At 62.0% G+C, this 16686-nt stretch carries 12 protein-coding genes; 10 read left to right on the forward strand and 2 right to left on the reverse strand.

The window, feature by feature from the left end; genetic code table 11:
- The first annotated feature begins 6 nt into the window (after positions 1–6).
- From argF to argH, 4 genes are read left to right on the forward strand one after another with little or no spacing between them, the layout of a single operon-like run.
- Positions 7–972: an ornithine carbamoyltransferase gene (gene argF, locus Q1X90_RS00685; protein ID WP_300765737.1), complete on the forward strand. Its 966-nt coding sequence runs from the start codon at positions 7–9 to the stop codon at positions 970–972.
- A gap of 13 nt (positions 973–985) precedes the next feature.
- Entirely contained in the window at positions 986–1531 is a 546-nt protein-coding gene (locus Q1X90_RS00690; RefSeq protein ID WP_300765738.1) for an arginine repressor, read from the forward strand.
- 51 nt (positions 1532–1582) lie between these two features.
- Positions 1583–2821 carry an argininosuccinate synthase gene (locus Q1X90_RS00695; protein ID WP_300765739.1) on the forward strand — a complete coding sequence of 413 codons (1239 nt, stop codon included), beginning with the start codon at positions 1583–1585 and terminating at the stop codon, positions 2819–2821.
- A gap of 56 nt (positions 2822–2877) precedes the next feature.
- The gene (gene argH, locus Q1X90_RS00700; protein ID WP_300765740.1) at positions 2878–4368 is read left to right on the forward strand and encodes an argininosuccinate lyase; all 1491 of its coding nucleotides are present in this window, start codon (positions 2878–2880) and stop codon (positions 4366–4368) included.
- 148 nt (positions 4369–4516) lie between these two features.
- Here the strand turns inward: argH and Q1X90_RS00705 are convergent, their stop codons facing one another.
- On the reverse strand, positions 4517–5461 hold the full coding sequence (locus Q1X90_RS00705; RefSeq protein WP_300765741.1) for an aminodeoxychorismate lyase: 945 nt from the start codon (positions 5459–5461) through the stop codon (positions 4517–4519).
- 271 nt (positions 5462–5732) lie between these two features.
- Here Q1X90_RS00705 and Q1X90_RS00710 point away from each other — a divergent pair, with 271 nt between their 5' ends.
- The 5 genes from Q1X90_RS00710 to Q1X90_RS00730 all read left to right on the forward strand — a co-directional run bounded on the left by Q1X90_RS00710 (position 5733) and on the right by Q1X90_RS00730 (position 11993).
- Positions 5733–6536 (forward strand): putative hydro-lyase, encoded by an 804-nt coding sequence (locus Q1X90_RS00710; RefSeq protein WP_300765742.1) that lies wholly within the window; start codon positions 5733–5735, stop codon positions 6534–6536.
- 52 nt (positions 6537–6588) lie between these two features.
- Positions 6589–7401 carry a 5-oxoprolinase subunit PxpA gene (locus tag Q1X90_RS00715; protein ID WP_300765743.1) on the forward strand — a complete coding sequence of 271 codons (813 nt, stop codon included), beginning with the start codon at positions 6589–6591 and terminating at the stop codon, positions 7399–7401.
- Positions 7398–9194: an urea amidolyase family protein gene (locus Q1X90_RS00720; RefSeq protein ID WP_300765744.1), complete on the forward strand. Its 1797-nt coding sequence runs from the start codon at positions 7398–7400 to the stop codon at positions 9192–9194. The genes Q1X90_RS00715 and Q1X90_RS00720 overlap by 4 nt, the downstream gene beginning before the upstream one ends.
- Positions 9191–10972, forward strand: a complete 1782-nt coding sequence (locus Q1X90_RS00725; RefSeq protein ID WP_300765745.1) for a biotin carboxylase N-terminal domain-containing protein — start codon at positions 9191–9193, stop codon at positions 10970–10972. Before Q1X90_RS00720 ends, Q1X90_RS00725 begins: the two co-directional genes overlap by 4 nt.
- A gap of 85 nt (positions 10973–11057) precedes the next feature.
- Positions 11058–11993, forward strand: a complete 936-nt coding sequence (locus tag Q1X90_RS00730) for a glutamate cyclase domain-containing protein (RefSeq protein ID WP_300765749.1) — start codon at positions 11058–11060, stop codon at positions 11991–11993.
- Positions 11994–12135: 142 nt separating this feature from the next.
- On the opposite strand, the gene Q1X90_RS00735 is transcribed toward Q1X90_RS00730, so the two are convergent.
- Positions 12136–14508 (reverse strand): serine hydrolase, encoded by a 2373-nt coding sequence (locus tag Q1X90_RS00735; RefSeq protein WP_300765746.1) that lies wholly within the window; start codon positions 14506–14508, stop codon positions 12136–12138.
- A gap of 312 nt (positions 14509–14820) precedes the next feature.
- Between Q1X90_RS00735 and tyrS the strand changes: the two genes are divergently transcribed.
- On the forward strand, positions 14821–16128 hold the full coding sequence (gene tyrS, locus Q1X90_RS00740; protein WP_300765747.1) for a tyrosine--tRNA ligase: 1308 nt from the start codon (positions 14821–14823) through the stop codon (positions 16126–16128).
- The last annotated feature ends 558 nt before the right edge of the window (positions 16129–16686 follow it).

The raw sequence follows: 16686 nt of genomic DNA on the forward strand, positions 1-16686 counted from the left end.
GATGTTATGAGCGGTGAGCTTCGCCACATGCTGCGTGACGACGATGTGAGCCATGACGAGCAGCGTCAGATTCTTGAATTGGGGATGAGGTTCCGGAAGAACCGCTTCCATCATCGTCCCTTCGAGGGACCGCAGGCCGTGGCCGTGATCTTCGACAAGCCGAGCACACGCACGCGCTCCAGCTTCTCGATCGGAGTGGCGGAGCTGGGTGGCTATCCGCTGGTCATCGACAAGTCGGGATCGCAGCTTGGCCGCGGCGAGCCCGTGTCGGACACAGCCAAGGTTCTCACCCGTATGGCGTCGGGAATTGTCTGGCGGACCTTCGGACAGAGCCGTGTGGAGGAGATGGCCGCGAACTCCACGGTGCCGGTGGTCAACGCCTTGACGGACGAGTTCCACCCCTGCCAGGTGCTGGCCGACTTCCTCACTATCGCGCAGTTCCGTGGCGGTGTCGACGTGTTGGATGGCATGGCGATCGCCTACGTGGGCGACTCGTCCAACAACATGGCCAACTCGTATTTGCTAGCCGGAGCCACCGCGGGCATGGACGTGCGCGTGGCGGGACCTCACGGATACCTTCCGGATGAGTCCATCGTCGAGGACGCGCGGAGGATCGCGGAAACCACTGGAGCGTCGATTCTTGTCACGACGGATCCCGAAGAGGCAGTCTCTGGCGTCGACTGCGTGTTCACGGACACCTGGGTGTCGATGGGCGAGGAGGGGGAGTACGCGATTAGGTCGAAGCCCTTCTGGGATTATCAGGTCAACGACCACCTGATGTCGCGTGCGAAGGATGACGCGCTTTTCCAGCACTGTCTTCCCGCGTATCGTGGTAAGGAGGTCACGGCCTCGGTGATTGACGGTCCGCAGTCGGTTGTTTGGGACGAGGCGGAGAACAGGCTTCACGCGCAGAAGGCTCTGCTCACATGGCTGATCGGCAAGCAGCGCGGCGACGACTCGCTTCTGTCATAGGAGATTGAGGATCATGGCATCGATTCATCGTCCAACCACCCGCGCAGCCAGGCTCAGCGCGATCGAACAGGTGCTTCTGTCCCGCGTCATCACATCACAGTCCCAGTTGTCGGATGTCCTCGCCGACCTTGGCATCGAGGTCACGCAGGCGACGCTGAGTCGTGACCTCGATGAGATCAACGCATCGAAAACGCGGCTTCCCGATGGGACGATCGCCTACGCGGTCGCGCGCAATGTCGTCGCGAGTGGTGCGGAGGAGAGGATGCGCCGAGTCGAGCAGCAGATGTCCCGCGTCATATCGGGGCTTGTCACTTCCGTCGCATCCGCGCGCAACCTCGTCGTCATCCACACGCCATCGGGCGCGGCCCAGTATGTGGCCAGCGTCATTGATGGGCATCCGATTGTGGGGATACTGGGGACGATCGCCGGTGACGACACCGTCATGATGGTGTGCTCCGACGACGATGAGGCGGAGAGACGAGTCAAATGGCTGCTTGATGTGGCTTCCAGAAGCGCTTCCAGCGATGATGGTGACACGCCGAAGGTCCTGAATGCATAAATATGCATAAGTCTGTATGATGTGGAATCACGTGTGTGAGAAAGGTTTGTCATGAGCGAAAAGAGCCGTATCGTCCTTGCCTATTCCGGGGGTCTTGACACCTCCGTAGCCATCGCGTTCCTCAAGGAGCGCACCGGCAAGGACGTCGTGGCCGTGTCCTTGGACGTCGGCCAGGGCGGGGAGAGCCTGGAGACCATCAAGCAGCGCGCTCTCGCCTGCGGCGCCGTCGAGGCCTACGTCGTCGACGCCCGTGACGAGTTCGCCAACGAGTACTGCATGCCGGCTCTCAAGGCGAACGCCATGTACGAAGGGGTCTATCCTCTTGTGTCCGCCATCTCCCGTCCGCTGATCACCAAGCATCTTGTGCGTGCCGCCCATCAGTTCGGCGCCGACACCATCGCCCATGGATGCACGGGCAAAGGCAACGATCAGGTGAGATTCGAGGTGTCGATTCAATCCATTGACCCCACGCTCAAGGCCATCAGCCCCATCCGCGACCTGTCCCTCACCCGTGATGTGGAGATCAAATTCGCCACGGACCACCAGCTTCCCATCGTCCAGACGGTCAAAAGCCCCTTCTCCATCGACCAGAACGTCTGGGGAAGGGCCATCGAGACGGGATTCCTTGAGGATCCGTGGAATGGCCCCACCAAGGACTGCTACAGCTATACTGACGATCCGGCCTTCCCGCCGGCTGAGGATGAGGTCGTCATCTCCTTCCGCCAGGGAATTCCCGTCGCCATCGACGGGCGTGATGTGACGCCTCTGCAGGCCATCGAGGAGATGAATCGCCGCGCCGGCGCGCAGGGGATAGGTCGCATAGACCTCATCGAGGATCGTCTGGTCGGCATCAAGTCCCGTGAGCTGTATGAGGCACCGGGAGCGGTCGCACTCATCGCGGCCCATGAGGAGCTGGAGAACTGCTGTCTCGAACGCGAGCAGCACCGCATCAAGCGCGACATCGACAAGCGTTGGGGAGAGCTCGTCTACGACGCGCAGTGGTTCTCGCCCGCGGTGAGGTCCCTGGGCGCCTTCATCGAAGACACGCAACGGTATGTCTCGGGAGACGTGCGCATGGTCCTCCATGGAGGGCGTGCCGTGGTCACGGGTCGTCGATCGGACACGTCGCTGTACGATTACAACCTCGCCACATACGATTCTGGCGACAGTTTCGACCAGCACGCATCGAATGGCTTCATCGAGATTTATGGCCTGCCCAGCAAGGTCGCGGCGGCCCGCGACGTCAGATTCGGCAATGGTGTGGAGGTTCCGGACAACACCGTCGAGTGAGCGGAAGGTTTTCGGAGTTTTTCAAACGGCAACGAACGCGGGAAGGACGCACGCGCATGGAGGATCACTCACAGCACGAGGATGGACATCTGGCACTATGGGGAGGACGTTTCGCGTCCGGACCGTCGCCGGAGCTGGCGCGGCTGTCTAAATCCACGCAGTTCGACTGGCGTTTGGCCGACGATGACATAGCCGGGTCGCGGGCCCACGCGCGGGCTCTGGGCAGGGCGGGGCTTCTGACTCCCGACGAGCTGGAGCGGATGGAGGATTCCCTCAACGAGCTTCAACGTCGGGTCGACGATGGCTCCTTTGGACCCATCGAGGACGATGAGGACGAGGCCACTGCCCTCGAACGCGGACTTCTTGACATTGCTGGCGATGAGCTGGGCGGAAAACTCAGGGCGGGAAGATCCCGCAACGATCAGATCGCCACTCTGATCAGAATGTGGCTTCGTCGGCATTCACGTGTGGTCGCACGGCAGGTGCTGAATCTGGCTCAGGCGTTGATCTGCCAGGCGCAGAAGGCGGGAACGACGGTTATGCCCGGCCGCACCCATATGCAGCATGCCCAGCCCGTCCTTCTGGCGCATCAGCTGCTTGCCCATGTATGGCCACTGGTTCGCGATGTCCAACGACTGCGCGACTGGGACCGTCGCGTGGACGCGAGCCCATACGGATCGGGCGCTCTGGCGGGAACCACGCTGGGGCTCGATCCAGTGGCCGTGTCCCGTGAGTTGGGTTTTTCCACCGTTGTCGACAACTCCATCGACGGGACATCAAGCAGGGATGTCGTGGCGGAGTTCGCCTTCGTGGCAGCCATGATCGGCGTCGACATCTCGCGGCTCAGCGAGGAGATCATCATCTGGAATACCCAAGAGTTCGCCTTTGTCCGTCTCGATGACTCCTATTCCACGGGATCGTCGATTATGCCGCAGAAGAAGAATCCGGACATCGCCGAGCTGGCCCGTGGCAAATCAGGCCGCCTCATCGGTGACCTGACCGGCCTGTTGGCGACACTTAAGGGCTTGCCCACCGCCTATTCCCGGGATCTTCAGGAGGATAAGGAGGCCGTGTTCGACCAGGTCGACACACTTGAGGTGCTTCTCCCCGCCTTCACGGGAATGGTCGCCACAATGACCTTCGATCGCCAACGGCTTGAGGCCGAGGCTCCCACGGGGTTCGCCCTTGCCACGGACATCGCCGAATGGCTCGTCAAAAACGGTGTTCCGTTCCGGCATGCCCACGAGCTGTCCGGCGAATGCGTGCGGATCGCCGAATCCCGTGGTGTCGAACTGTGGGATCTCACCGACGAGGATTATCGAGGGGTCTTCTCGGGTTATCTCGACGCGGACAAGGCTCCGCTGGTCCGCGAGGTTCTGTCGTCCAGTGGGTCCGTGACCGCCCGCAACGGACGTGGCGGGACATCGCCGGCCCGTGTGCGTGAGCAGATCGCCGCGGCCCTGCATGGCATCGATGAGCTCACCCCATTTATGAATTCACAATGCGACGGATCGGCCTATCGGGCTCCCGGATCATTGGGAGAGTGAGCGTGCCGGGGGTCTTCCCCCAGCACGCCATCGGTCCTTATGCCTTCATGATTCTTCCGCGCGTCGTAGGTTGACGACATGATGCATGACGGGAGATTCCCGGAAGTCGCATCCCTTACAGTGTGTATTCCTTTCTAGGGGGTATTCCTTACAGCTGGTATTCCGCGTTTGGCGCCACCAACAACGCGTCGTCGTGGGTTCTTCCTGTGTGGATGGCCTCGTTGATGGCGCTGATCTGTCCGGAATCCACGGCATAGTCGCGTCCGTCGAGCTGAGCGATTGGTACGACCCATCCGCCGTGTGTCATATACAGGGCGTCCGCCTCCCTCAATTCGGATACGGGAAGTTTGCGGTAGCCCACTGACAGTCCCTCCTGACGCGCGTAGGCGAAAAGCTCCCGTTGCGATGTTCCGTGCAGTATTCCGATCCGTGGATCGGGAGTGACGAACGCATCGCCGTAGCGCGCGACGATCGAGGCGTTGGGGCATTCGAGCGTGTACCCATCCGTTGTGGTCATCACGGCGTCGTTGACATCACGTCGATCGCACTCGCGGTGAATCGACTGGTTGACCGCATAGCTGAGGGTTTTGGCCCCGTTGAGGAGCCATGGGGCCTTGGGCGCGATGTCGGATGCATAACCCCGTGTCAGGGACGTCAGGGTGAGGGGTGTGAGGGAGTGGAGACTCCCGCGGCCGTCAAGAAAGATCCACACGCTTGGCAGGCCGTCGCATGACGCTCCCACTCCGGTGCTTGGATCCATGCCTCGTGAGACGAGTATCCGCAGCATGGGTCCAGGCTCGGAATCGTCATATCGGCTGATGACCATCCGCACCGCCGAGGTGAAGGCTGATATGGACGGCTCTCGCATATCCATCATTCTGGCGGAATTGGCCAGACGTCTTAGGTGGTTCTCCAATGAGACCGGGAATCCCCTCCATACGGTTGTCGCCTCGAATATTCCGTCGCCCCGCAGAACGCTGAGGTCGAACACGGACACGGGAGTCTCCTCCGGATCGATGAAACGTATGGGCTCGTCGTCGGAGCCCTCAAACAAAGCGTGCGGATTTCCGATTCCCAATACGATCGCTGCCATGATGCCCCTTGTCTCGCTGTCTCGCTGCCGGTTTCGCCGCGGGTTTCGCCGTGCGTCTCTCTGCTGATTCCGTTATGGATGACTCCATGGAAACCGGCCACAACCATAGGTTCGCCATATTTCCGACGGGGAAACGCGAACGGGTGGGGACGGGCGTTTGGACGTGAGCCCGTCATGCGAGCGTAACCCCTGTTTAACGCGCTCCTTCTACCGTGTGCTCCAGCGGAGGAATGTGGGGCAATGAAGATGCAAACGGTGAAGGGAGACGCGGATGCCGGGAACGGACGTGCTATTGGGAAGGGACACTACTCCCGAGGCCGCGCGGGCGGCGTTCCGGTCGGGAGTCGTCCGTCCGACATGCGGGATATCCCGGGGGTACGCGCAGGCCAACATGATCATGCTTCCCCGCGAGTATGCCTATGATTTTCTTCTGTTCGCCCAACGCAACCCCAAACCCTGTCCGATTCTCGAGGTGCTTGACGAGGGGTCGCCGTTCCCGTCCATCGCCCGGGGGTGCGACGTCCGCACTGACCTACCCCTGTATCGCGTTTGGGAGAACGGTGAGGCCGTGGACACCGTCGATGACGTCGCCGGCCTGTGGAGCACGCATGACGATCTGGTGACTTTTCTCATCGGATGCAGCTTCACCTTCGAATTTCCCCTGATGGACGCGGGAATCCCGATGCGCCACATCAACGCTGGACGCAACGTGCCCATGTATGACACTTCCATTCCCTGCGCGTCGGCGGGACGGTTCTCATCCACGATGGTCGTGTCGATGAGGGGAATCCGGTCTGATCGTGTGGCCGATGCGGTGAGGATATCGGGATACTATCCCAGTGTCCATGGCGCTCCGGTGCAGGTGGGGAATCCGAGGTCCATCGGAATCCATGACATAAAACACCCGGACTATGGAGATGCACCCATCATGGAGGACGGCGACGTTCCCGTCTTCTGGGCATGTGGGGTGACCCCGCAGGCGGCCGTCATGGCATCAAAGCCATCCTTCGCCATAACCCATGCGCCAGGCCATATGCTCATCACCGATGTTCCCGACCGGACGTTCATGATCTGATGCGGCCATATGGGTTGACGGACGGACGCTTCGATAAGGAAGGGGCGCGACGATGCAGGTCGATCTGAACAGTGATATGGGGGAGGGTTTCGGACGGTGGTCCCTGGGGGATGATGCCGCACTGCTCTCGGTGGTTTCCAGCGCGAATGTTGCCTGCGGATTCCACGCCGGGGACCCCTCGGTTATGCTGTCCACGCTTGGGCTGGCGGAAAAGAATGGCGTGAGTGTGGGGGCCCACGTGTCGTATCGGGATCTGGCGGGATTTGGGAGACGATTCATGGATGTCGGTGCGGATGAGCTCACCGCCGACGTCATCTACCAGCTGTCGGCCATACGGGGCATGGCCGACAGCGTGGGCGTGGACGTGGGATACGTCAAACCGCACGGCGCGTTGTACAACCGCATCGCCGTGGACCCAGTCCAGGCGCGGGCGGTTGTCGCGGCTATACTGCGTGTGGATCCCAGTATGTCGCTTCTTACGCTTCCTGGTTCGGTTGTCGGTGACATCGCCGGGAAATGGGGGCTTCGAGTGGTCCACGAGGCGTTCGCGGACCGCGCCTACACCCCACAGGGCGCGTTGGTGTCACGCCGGCTTCCTGGATCGGTTATCACCGATGTGGATCAGGTGTCGTTCAGGGTCTCGCGGATGGTGCGTGATGGAGTCGTGACTGCCGTGGATGGAAGCGACATCCCCATACGGGCTGATTCCGTGTGCGTCCATGGCGACAGCCCCGGGGCTGTGGCGATGGCGCGGGCCGTTCGCGACAGGTTGTTGGCCGATGGTGTGGAGATTCGGCCATTCGTGCGGGCGGACGAATCACCGGATGGCGAATCACGGTGCGATGAATCACGGAGTGGCGAATGATCGCCGACGCGCGAATGATGCAGGTCGGGGAATCGGCGGTGCTCATCGAGGTCGATGGGCTGCCGGCCGTGATGGATCTCGCCGTACGCCTTCGTCAATGGGTGAACACATCTCCACTGGCATCCGACGGTGTGCTTGGCCTTGTTCCCGCCGCCAGAACCGTCATGGTCCGATACGATCCGGCGCTGCTGTCGCCGCGGGATATCGCTCGGGTTGTCGATGGCCGGGATTCCGCGACATCCACCAATGGCGTTCCCGCGCATGTCCCTGGTCGCGATGTCACGATTCCTGTGGTGTATGACGGGGAGGATGTGGATGCCGTGGCGCGGCTCTGGGGGGTGTCAGAACAGGCCGTGGTCGATTGGCATATGGCAGGTCCATGGACCGCCGCCTTCTGTGGCTTCGCCCCTGGATTCGCCTATCTCGCGCGAGTTGGGGGCGACGCTGGCAACCATGGGCGTGACGTCCCGCGTCTGCCGACGCCGCGGACGCGTGTCCCCGGGGGCGCGGTGGGATTGGCCGGGCGGTTCAGTGGAGTGTATCCCCGTGAGAGCTCGGGGGGATGGCGTCTCATCGGCAGGACGGATGTTGTCATGTGGGATGAGTCTCGGGATTCCCCGGCTCTGGTTCGGGCGGGGGATCGGGTGTTCTTCACGCCGGCGCGTGAGTCTGTTCGCGTCCCGTCGCATGTCGATGAGCCTCATGCTGTGGATTCTCATGAGGCTGCGTCTGATGATGGACGGTCCCATGCCGAGAGGACTTGTGCCACGGAATCATCTGCGGACCGATGCGATGCGGGCGGATCGCGACGTCGTGGCCTGATCGTCGAGATGACGGGGATGGCCGCGCTTTTCGAGGATGACGGGCGATCGGCGGGCGACATGGGGGTCGCCGATTCCGGAGCATTGGATCCTGTGGCTTTTCACACGGCGAACGAGCTTGTCGGGAACGATCCTGGAGCCGCCGCCATCGAGATCACCGCTGGAGGTGCGAGAGTCAAAGCGCTGGGGGATGTGGTCGTGGCCGTGGCTGGAGCGCCTATCCCGATCTCCATCGTCTCCGAGAATGGGATGGCGATTCCTGTTCTCGACCAACGTCCGGTCCTTCTTCTTGATGGCGAAAGGATGGTTCTGGGACATCCCGCGCGGGGCTGGCGCGACTATCTGGCGATTCAGGGCGGATTTCGCGTGGACTCCGTGCTGGGCAGCGCGTCAAGAGACACGATGTCCGGCATTGGACCTCGTCCGTTGGCTCGGGGGGATCTCGCCGAAGCTGCGGATGGAAACCATGCGACCGTGGGGAAGCCACTGGGCTGGGGCGTCTCATCGGATGGGGATGCATCGGATGATGGGAACACGTCGGATGGGGACGCTCCGGAAACTCTCGATGTGATTCTTGGTCCCCGCGACGATTGGTTCCTTCCCGACAGCGTCGCGGATTTTCTGTCATCGGTATGGACCGTCACCGCGCGATCAAACCGGGTGGGATTGCGATTGGCGGATGGTCCTGCGCTTCGTCGGACGGTCGGGCAAGAGATCGCCAGCGAGGCCACCGTACCGGGGGCCATCGAGGTACCGTCCGATGGAATGCCCGTGGTGTTCCTCCGGGACCAGCCGGTGACGGGGGGATACCCGGTGGTGGCCGTGCTGAGCACTGAGTCCCTGAGACGGGCGGGACAGCTTCCGGTGGGTGCGAGAGTCTCGTTTCGGCCCGTGGGGACGCGGAGTGACGCGGATGGTCGGCGGAATGGCGATGGATGTATTGATGATTCGGAAAGGGGTGGCCTCGCATGACGAAACAACCGTCCACTACGGAGCGTTCACGGATAACCAGGGTGCTGGTCGCCAACAGGGGGGAGATCGCGGTGCGGATCATCCACGCCTGCCATGAGAGCGGGCGCGTCGCGGTGGCGGTGTATGCGGATGATGACGCCGACGCGTTGTTCGTTCATCTGGCCGACGAGGCGTACTCATTGGAAGGTGATTCTCCCAAGGACACATATCTGGACATCGAAAGGTTGATCGGGGTTGGAACGCGCGTCCACGCGGATGCGGTCCATCCTGGGTACGGCTTCCTTTCCGAGAACGCCGATTTCGCGCAGGCGGTCATCGATGCGGGGATGGTGTGGATCGGTCCCCGTCCCGACAGCATCCGGCTGCTGGGAGACAAAGTGAGGGCCAGACGGGTCGCGGCGGAGGTCGGCGCGCCGATGGCTCCGGGGACCACCGAGCCGGTGGACGGACCATCCGATGTCATTCGATTCGCGCGGGAGCATGGTCTTCCTCTGGCGATCAAAGCGGTTCATGGCGGCGGGGGGAAAGGACTGAAGGTCGTCACCCGTGTGGAGGATATCCGCAATGCGTACCTGTCGGCCACGCGTGAGGCCAAGGAGTCCTTCGGCGACGGCGAGTGCTTCATCGAGCGTTTTCTCGATAGGCCACGCCATGTCGAGGTCCAGGTTCTGGGGGATCTCGATGGCCATGTGATCGCCGTCGGAACCCGCGACTGCTCGCTTCAGCGGCGTAATCAGAAGCTGATCGAGGAGGCACCCGCGCCGTTCCTGGATGAGGGGGTCTCCGGTCGCCTATGTGGTGCCGCCGTCGCGATATGCTCCCACGTGGGATATGTCGGGGCGGGAACCGTGGAGTTCCTCATGGATCCGGATGGGACCATGTCGTTCATGGAGGTCAACACCCGCATCCAGGTTGAGCATGCCGTGACGGAGGAGGTCGCCGGGATCGATCTGGTCAAGGCGCAGTTCGACATCGCCGAAGGGGCGTGCGTGGACGGGATGGATATCAAAGGACACGGCCACGCGATGGAGTTCCGCATCAACGCCGAGGACCCGGCGCATGGTTTCGTTCCCTTTCCTGGCAGGATCGACGGTCTTCGGGTTCCCAGCGGTCCGGGAATACGATTCGACACGGGAATCGAGACGGGGTCGGTGGTTTCGGGAAGATTCGACTCACTGCTCGCCAAGCTTATCGTGGTCGCCCCCGACCGTTCCTCATGTGTGTCCCGTGCGAAAAGGGCCCTCGCTGAACTTGAGATCGAGGGCGTTCCCACGGTGGCTCCCTTCGACCGGGCGGTTTTGGAGGACGATGATTTCGTTTCGGACGACCACCTTGGCGTTTACACAAGATGGATCGAGGAAAGCTTTCTATCGCGGACCGACGTGGACGATCTTCGAGGGCCGGATCCCCGGCGCGATCCTGGTGCTGATGCCGTGACGAGGACATGGATCGAGATCGATGGGCGCCGCAGGGAGATCGGGATTCCTTCCCGTCTTCTGTCGTCGGCTAGGAACGCCACGCATGCCGAGGGCGACGGCGGTGTGTCGGACGGCTCTTCGAGCCACCGGCATGGCGACATCGTGGCGACCTTGACAGGGACGGTCACCTCGTGGCTTGTCGGGGAGGGGAGCCGCGTCGAGATGGGGCAGCCGGTTGCGACTCTTGAGGCGATGAAGATGGAGACCCAGGTGACTGCGCCCCTGTCGGGGTCCATCCACAGGACGGCATCCATCGGTGACCTTGTGGATTTCGGCGGCTCGCTGGGGCATATCGAATGACGGTGGATGACGGTGCCAAGGGGCCATGGACCATGCGGTGGATCGAGGAAAGGGGTCGATTGGGATGATATGGACTCGCGGTGTGATGAGTCGTGGCCGAGCGTTGCAGCGTGTCCGCGGCGCCGGCGATTGGCGGTGGTACGGGCGCGTGGCGCGGATACGGGATCTTGCGGCGCATGACGTTGGCAGGGGCAGCGAAACGTTGATGACGTTCTCTCGCGCCGATTTGTTCCGCGCGGCTCGAACTCTTGCCACGGGAGGGGCGAGCCGGGCTTTGGTGGTCACGGGGTTCTACATCCCCGCCGCCCAGGAGCCCGCCGCCGAATCCGATGGTCCCGCGGGTGCCGTCGAGATATGCGCGGCACTGAGGGCCTTGGGCGGTGATGGGTGGATGGTGAGCGATCATTGGTGTGAGCCTGTCGTATCCGCCGCCGCGAAAGGAATCCTTCCCCAAGACCGTGTCCTCATCGCGCCACGTGAGGAGGGGGATTTCGACCCATGGATGGAGTCGCTCCGGAATCTTGTCCGGAAGCGGGGCATTGATACGGTCATCTACATCGAACGTGTGGGACCTTCCCGGGATGGGAGTCCCAAGAACATGCGAGGAGTTGATATCCGCCAATGGACGGCCCCGTTGAGTCGGCTCACCGAACTTGGCTTGCATACGATAGGTATCGGCGACGGAGGCAATGAGATCGGCATGGGACGCATCGATTCGCTCCCCATCGAGACGGTTGTGGACCATGGCGTGCAGATCGTCTGCACGATTCCCACGCAGGAGCTCATCGTCGCGGGAACCTCCAATTGGGGAGGCCATGCCCTTGTGTGCGCCATGAGGGCGATGGGACACACCGAGCTCGATCCATTCCTCGATGTGTCGTGGCATCGTGGCGTTCTCGACAACATCATGCGCTCCGGAGGGTTGGACGGGGTGACGCTGATGAACACCCCCACGGTGGATGGACTCACCGAGGATGATTACTACCATGCGATCCGCGTGTTGTCGAACGCCGCTCGATGAGCCGCCCGCCCGTCATGTGGCGGGAGAGCGATGCGGATGCGGTGGCGGTTTCCGAGTGCGTGCCTCGCCATGATCGGCATCCGCCCGCACACGTCCCTGCTTGTCCCATATGGGCATGGCCGTCCCGGATTCCGCGCATCTCTCAGAGCCGCGCCATGCAGATGTCTGCGAACCTCAGGGTGAGGTCACGGCAGATGCGGGTGTTCTCCGCATCATGTCGTCTTCCCTCGCGCAGCACCTCGTCCCAAAGGAATCCATCGTCTTCGACGCGCGACCTGTCCTCGTCGTCCCATGCCTCCACGTTCGCCGCCCCCACTTCGGGGTGGAACTGGAGACCCCACGCGCACGCGCCCATGCGGAAGACCTGCACGGGAGATCGTGACGATCGAGCCAGAATGACGGCCTTGGAGGGTGGCGTGGCGATGTGGTCCACATGGTTCTCAACCATGGGGAAGACGTCAGGGAGAACCGAGAGCAGGGGGTCGTGCCTCGCCTCCGGGAGCGCCTCGATGACTGTCATGCCATGCTCGGGCGGCAGTGACCGGTGCAGCACGGTGCCTCCGGTCACATAGGCCAGGAGCTGTCCGCCCAGACATATGCCCAGATAAGGAATCGAGCGCCGCAGGGCCTCTGCGATCAGACCGCGCGTGGCTGGAAGCCAGGGGAACCGTTCGTCATCATCGGGGAGTGGAGCTCCTCCCAGAACGATCAACGCGTCGAATTCATCGAGACTGTCCGGTAGACCGTCGCCACCGAAGACCGGCTGTATCTCGAGCCCGTGCCCCTTCAGCCAGGGATCCATCCTCCGCAGCGACGATGATCGTGAATGGGTGACGACCAACGCGCGTATAGGGCGGAAGGACAATGTCTGGACCTTGGCCGGAGTGGTCGGGGTCATGCTGATCGAGCAGCGGCAGCGGAGCGCGCCGCGTCCCGTCATCCATGACAGGTCGGCTGGTGAGGAGGATCTCTCGCCCATGGTGGAAGCGCCATCGAGCGGAAGCTCTCCATCATCGGCCGGAGCGGCGTCGGCCTTTCCACGCACTTCGGTGGCGTGGCGGCGCGAAAGAAGATCCATGAGTCCGTGGGCCCGCTGCTCGACGTCCTCGTCCTGAAACACGTTCCCGGAGAGAATATCCGTAAGAGACATCAGCGCCTGTCGACAGGCCGTTTCGGGCTTGCCTCCGGAATGTCCACGCTGCGCGGAGCCCAAAGCTCCCATGACGAGATCGATTCTCCGTCTTGCGGCAATGGTCTCGCTCCATAGGAGCGGGGCGTTGGAGGATCGCGGGAAGGCCAGATCGTCCAGGATGATGTCGAACGCCGGTGCCGCGACCACGGAGGGCGTCGAATACCTGCCGTTCGTGAGAACAACGAGTCCAAGGGAGGATGCGGGATGCCACCGCATGTGGGATCCATAGCCCGGATAACCCCCGGAATGGGAGATGATGACGCCGAATCGTGGATCGTGCTCCACTCTGAGTCCGTAGCCATAGGATGACGCCAGTGGTCGGGACGGCAAGGGAGCCCGTGTGGCCGGAGATGGGCCGGTGGATGGAGTCGATGGCGGCATCATCGCCCCGATCACCGTGTGGTCGACCTGCATAAGACGTCTCGCACGTCGCGGTAGAGGGCCCTTATCGGCTGTCTCATCGTCCTCGAATGCGGAGCAGAGCCATCCGGCCCAGATCGAGATGTCGCGCACCGAGCTGATCACGCCTCCGATCCCGCTGAAGGCGCCGGGAACGGTGAAGGGCTCCTCGATCCACTCCTTTTCGACGCCCTTGTGGAATCCCCGAACCAGAAGCTCCGGTGGGTGGTCCCTGTAGTCGTACGAGGTCTGGCGGAGTCCCAGAGGTTCCATAAATGAGCTTCGAATATACTCAGCGGCATCCATCCCCGTGACGCGCAGCACCACATCGCCAAGTATCGCGTAGCCCAAATTGGAATATCCATATCCCTCACCGGGAGAGAACACGGTTCGCACACCGGAGGCGATGATTTTCCGGAATCGCTCGACGGGAAGCGACTCCTGCCGGTCCGCCCATGCGTCATCCGTCGGCAGACCGGATGACATGGAAAGAAGGTCGTGGATGGTCACGTCGCGGTCGTCGGCACGGAAGCGGCGAAGATTGCGCATTTCGGGAATGATCGAGGACACCGGTTCGTCTATGTGGACGAGACCGTCGGCGGCCAGCCGCATGATGGCGGCCGACGTGAAGCTTTTGCTCATCGACGCGATGCGGAACCGCATATCCTCCGGACCCCAGCCCGAGGGCGCGACGACATCCGGTCCGCCGGATCCCACATGGATCAGTCCGCTGCGGTCGAATACGCCATACACATAGGATGGGCATCGCCGGTTGCGGATCAGGGAGGACATCAGATGGTCGACCTCGTCGAAGATTCCTTCGGATGCTGCTGTGGTCGAGTGGAGCGTCGTGGCCGAGTGGAGATGGGACAAGGATGCAAGGGGCGCAGAAGGACCCTGATTCACTTCGTGATCCTCGGTCATCCGCGCATCTCCCTATGGTCGTCTTTAGTGGTCCGCCGTCCGCGAGAGCTCAATCGTCAGAGACTAGGGCCGTCTCATTCCATAGAAGTAAACGATGTGCCGTCTTGACGTGGTGCGATTTTGACGTGGTGCGGTTATGCATGGTCCCGTTCTGGCTTGGAGCGGACCACGCTGGCCCGCGGGTTCCCGGAATGATTCGTTCTGGCCGTGGTTCCGCGTGTGGGGCGTGGCCGGTGTCCTCGTTCGGCCGTTTTTCGGGTATTCTGGTTTGAGTCGTTCGCGGATTGCCTATGGATGGGAGATGCAGGAAGTATGGCTCGTGTCACTGGTTTCGCCGAGGCGGGATTCGGAACCCTCATGGAGGAGTTGCAGTGGCGGGGTCTGATAACCCAATCAACGGATCCCGATCAGCTCGCCGATGCGCTGAACGGCGACCCGATCACGTTCTACTGCGGTTTCGATCCAACCGCGGCATCCCTCCACGTGGGCAATCTCGTCCAGCTCATCATCATGCGTCACCTTCAGGCTGCGGGACATCATCCCATCGCCTTGGTAGGTGGCGCCACGGGACTGATCGGCGATCCCCGGCAAAGCGGGGAGCGCATACTCAATCCCAAGGATGTGGTCGCGGGATGGGCTGACCGCCTGCGCTCGCAGATTGGTGGCATACTCGAGACGGCCGGCGGCAACCCCGTCCGCTTCGTCAGCAATTATGACTGGACCGCCAGTATGTCGGTTATCGATTTCCTGCGGGATGTGGGCAAGAACTTCCGCTTGGGAACCATGCTCGCGAAGGACACCGTGGCCCGGCGTCTGAATTCAGAAGAGGGCATCTCGTTCACCGAATTCAGCTATCAGGTCCTTCAAGGAAATGATTTCCTCCACCTGTTCGACGAGTACCACTGCACTTTGGAGATCGGCGGCTCGGATCAGTGGGGCAATCTCACTTCGGGGCTGGATCTCATCCGCAAGGTCAGGGGCGCAAACGTCAATGTTTTCACGAGTCCCATCATCGCCGACGCTCAGGGCAGGAAATTCGGGAAGTCCGAGGGGAACGCGGTGTGGCTTGATCCGGCGATGCTCAGTCCGTACCGTTTCTACCAGTTCTGGTTCAACCGTCCTGATGAGGAGATGGAGAACCTCCTGAAGGTTTTCACCTTCCTTCCGCAACAGGAGATCGAGCGTCTGGTTGGTTTGTCGGTGGAGCGTCCGGGGGCTCGTGAGGCCCAGCGGGAGTTGGCGTGGGAGGTCACCAGTCTGGTTCATGGCGAGCATGCGACGAAACAGGCGATCGAGGCTTCGGCCGCGCTGTTCGGCCGTGGAGACCTGTCGTCGGTGGACGCAGACACTTTGGAGTCGGCCGTGGAAGGTCTCGTGTCGGATGACGGAGAGTTCCCGCATGCCAAGGCTGGCACGCGTGTGGCTGAGGCCGCCGTGAGCGCCGGGCTGTTCCGATCTTTATCCGAGGCGCGCAAGACCATCGCATCCGGAGGGGTCTACGTGAACAACAGCCGTGTGGAGGATCAGGATGCTCTTCTTTCCGACGGCGATTTCCTCTCGTCGCGTTTCGCCTTGATCAGAAGAGGAAGGAAGTCGGTCGGCGTGGTCGAGCGTATTTGACCCAAGCGTGCGGTCCCCGTCCAGTCGCGCCGGCGGCGGGCGGAGCGGAGAGTGGTGCGGAGAATGGCGCGCCCGCTTCCTTCCACAGGATATCGGTCGGGTGGAGGAGCCGGCAGAATTCCACACTGGACGGACCCTCATCAATCAATCATCGGAATGGAACGACCACGGGCGATCAACGTGGTTATCGTAGTTAGCAATCATCATCAACGTAAGGAATGGCAATGGCTCAGGAGCACGGAGAATCTCACGAGGGTGGATCCCATTCGCACGGATCATCGCGCGATTTCCATGGCGGGCGGAGGCCGCAGTCACGTTCCGGTCGGGGTTTCGGACCTCGCCGGGACTCAAACGGAGGCGGTCGTGACGGCAGATCGTCCGGGTATCGCGGACGCGATGGGGAGCATGGAAACGGTCACGGAGGCGAAGGACATCGCTATGACGATCGTCCGCGTGGAGACCGTTCCCATGGCGGGGATTCCCGCGGAGGGTCGTTCCGTCGCTTCGACCGTCGTGATGACAGGCGTGATGGGGATCGTCGTGACGATCGCCGTCAGA

This window comes from uncultured Bifidobacterium sp. (assembly GCF_949292005.1).
Classification (GTDB): Bacteria; Actinomycetota; Actinomycetes; order Actinomycetales; family Bifidobacteriaceae; genus Bifidobacterium.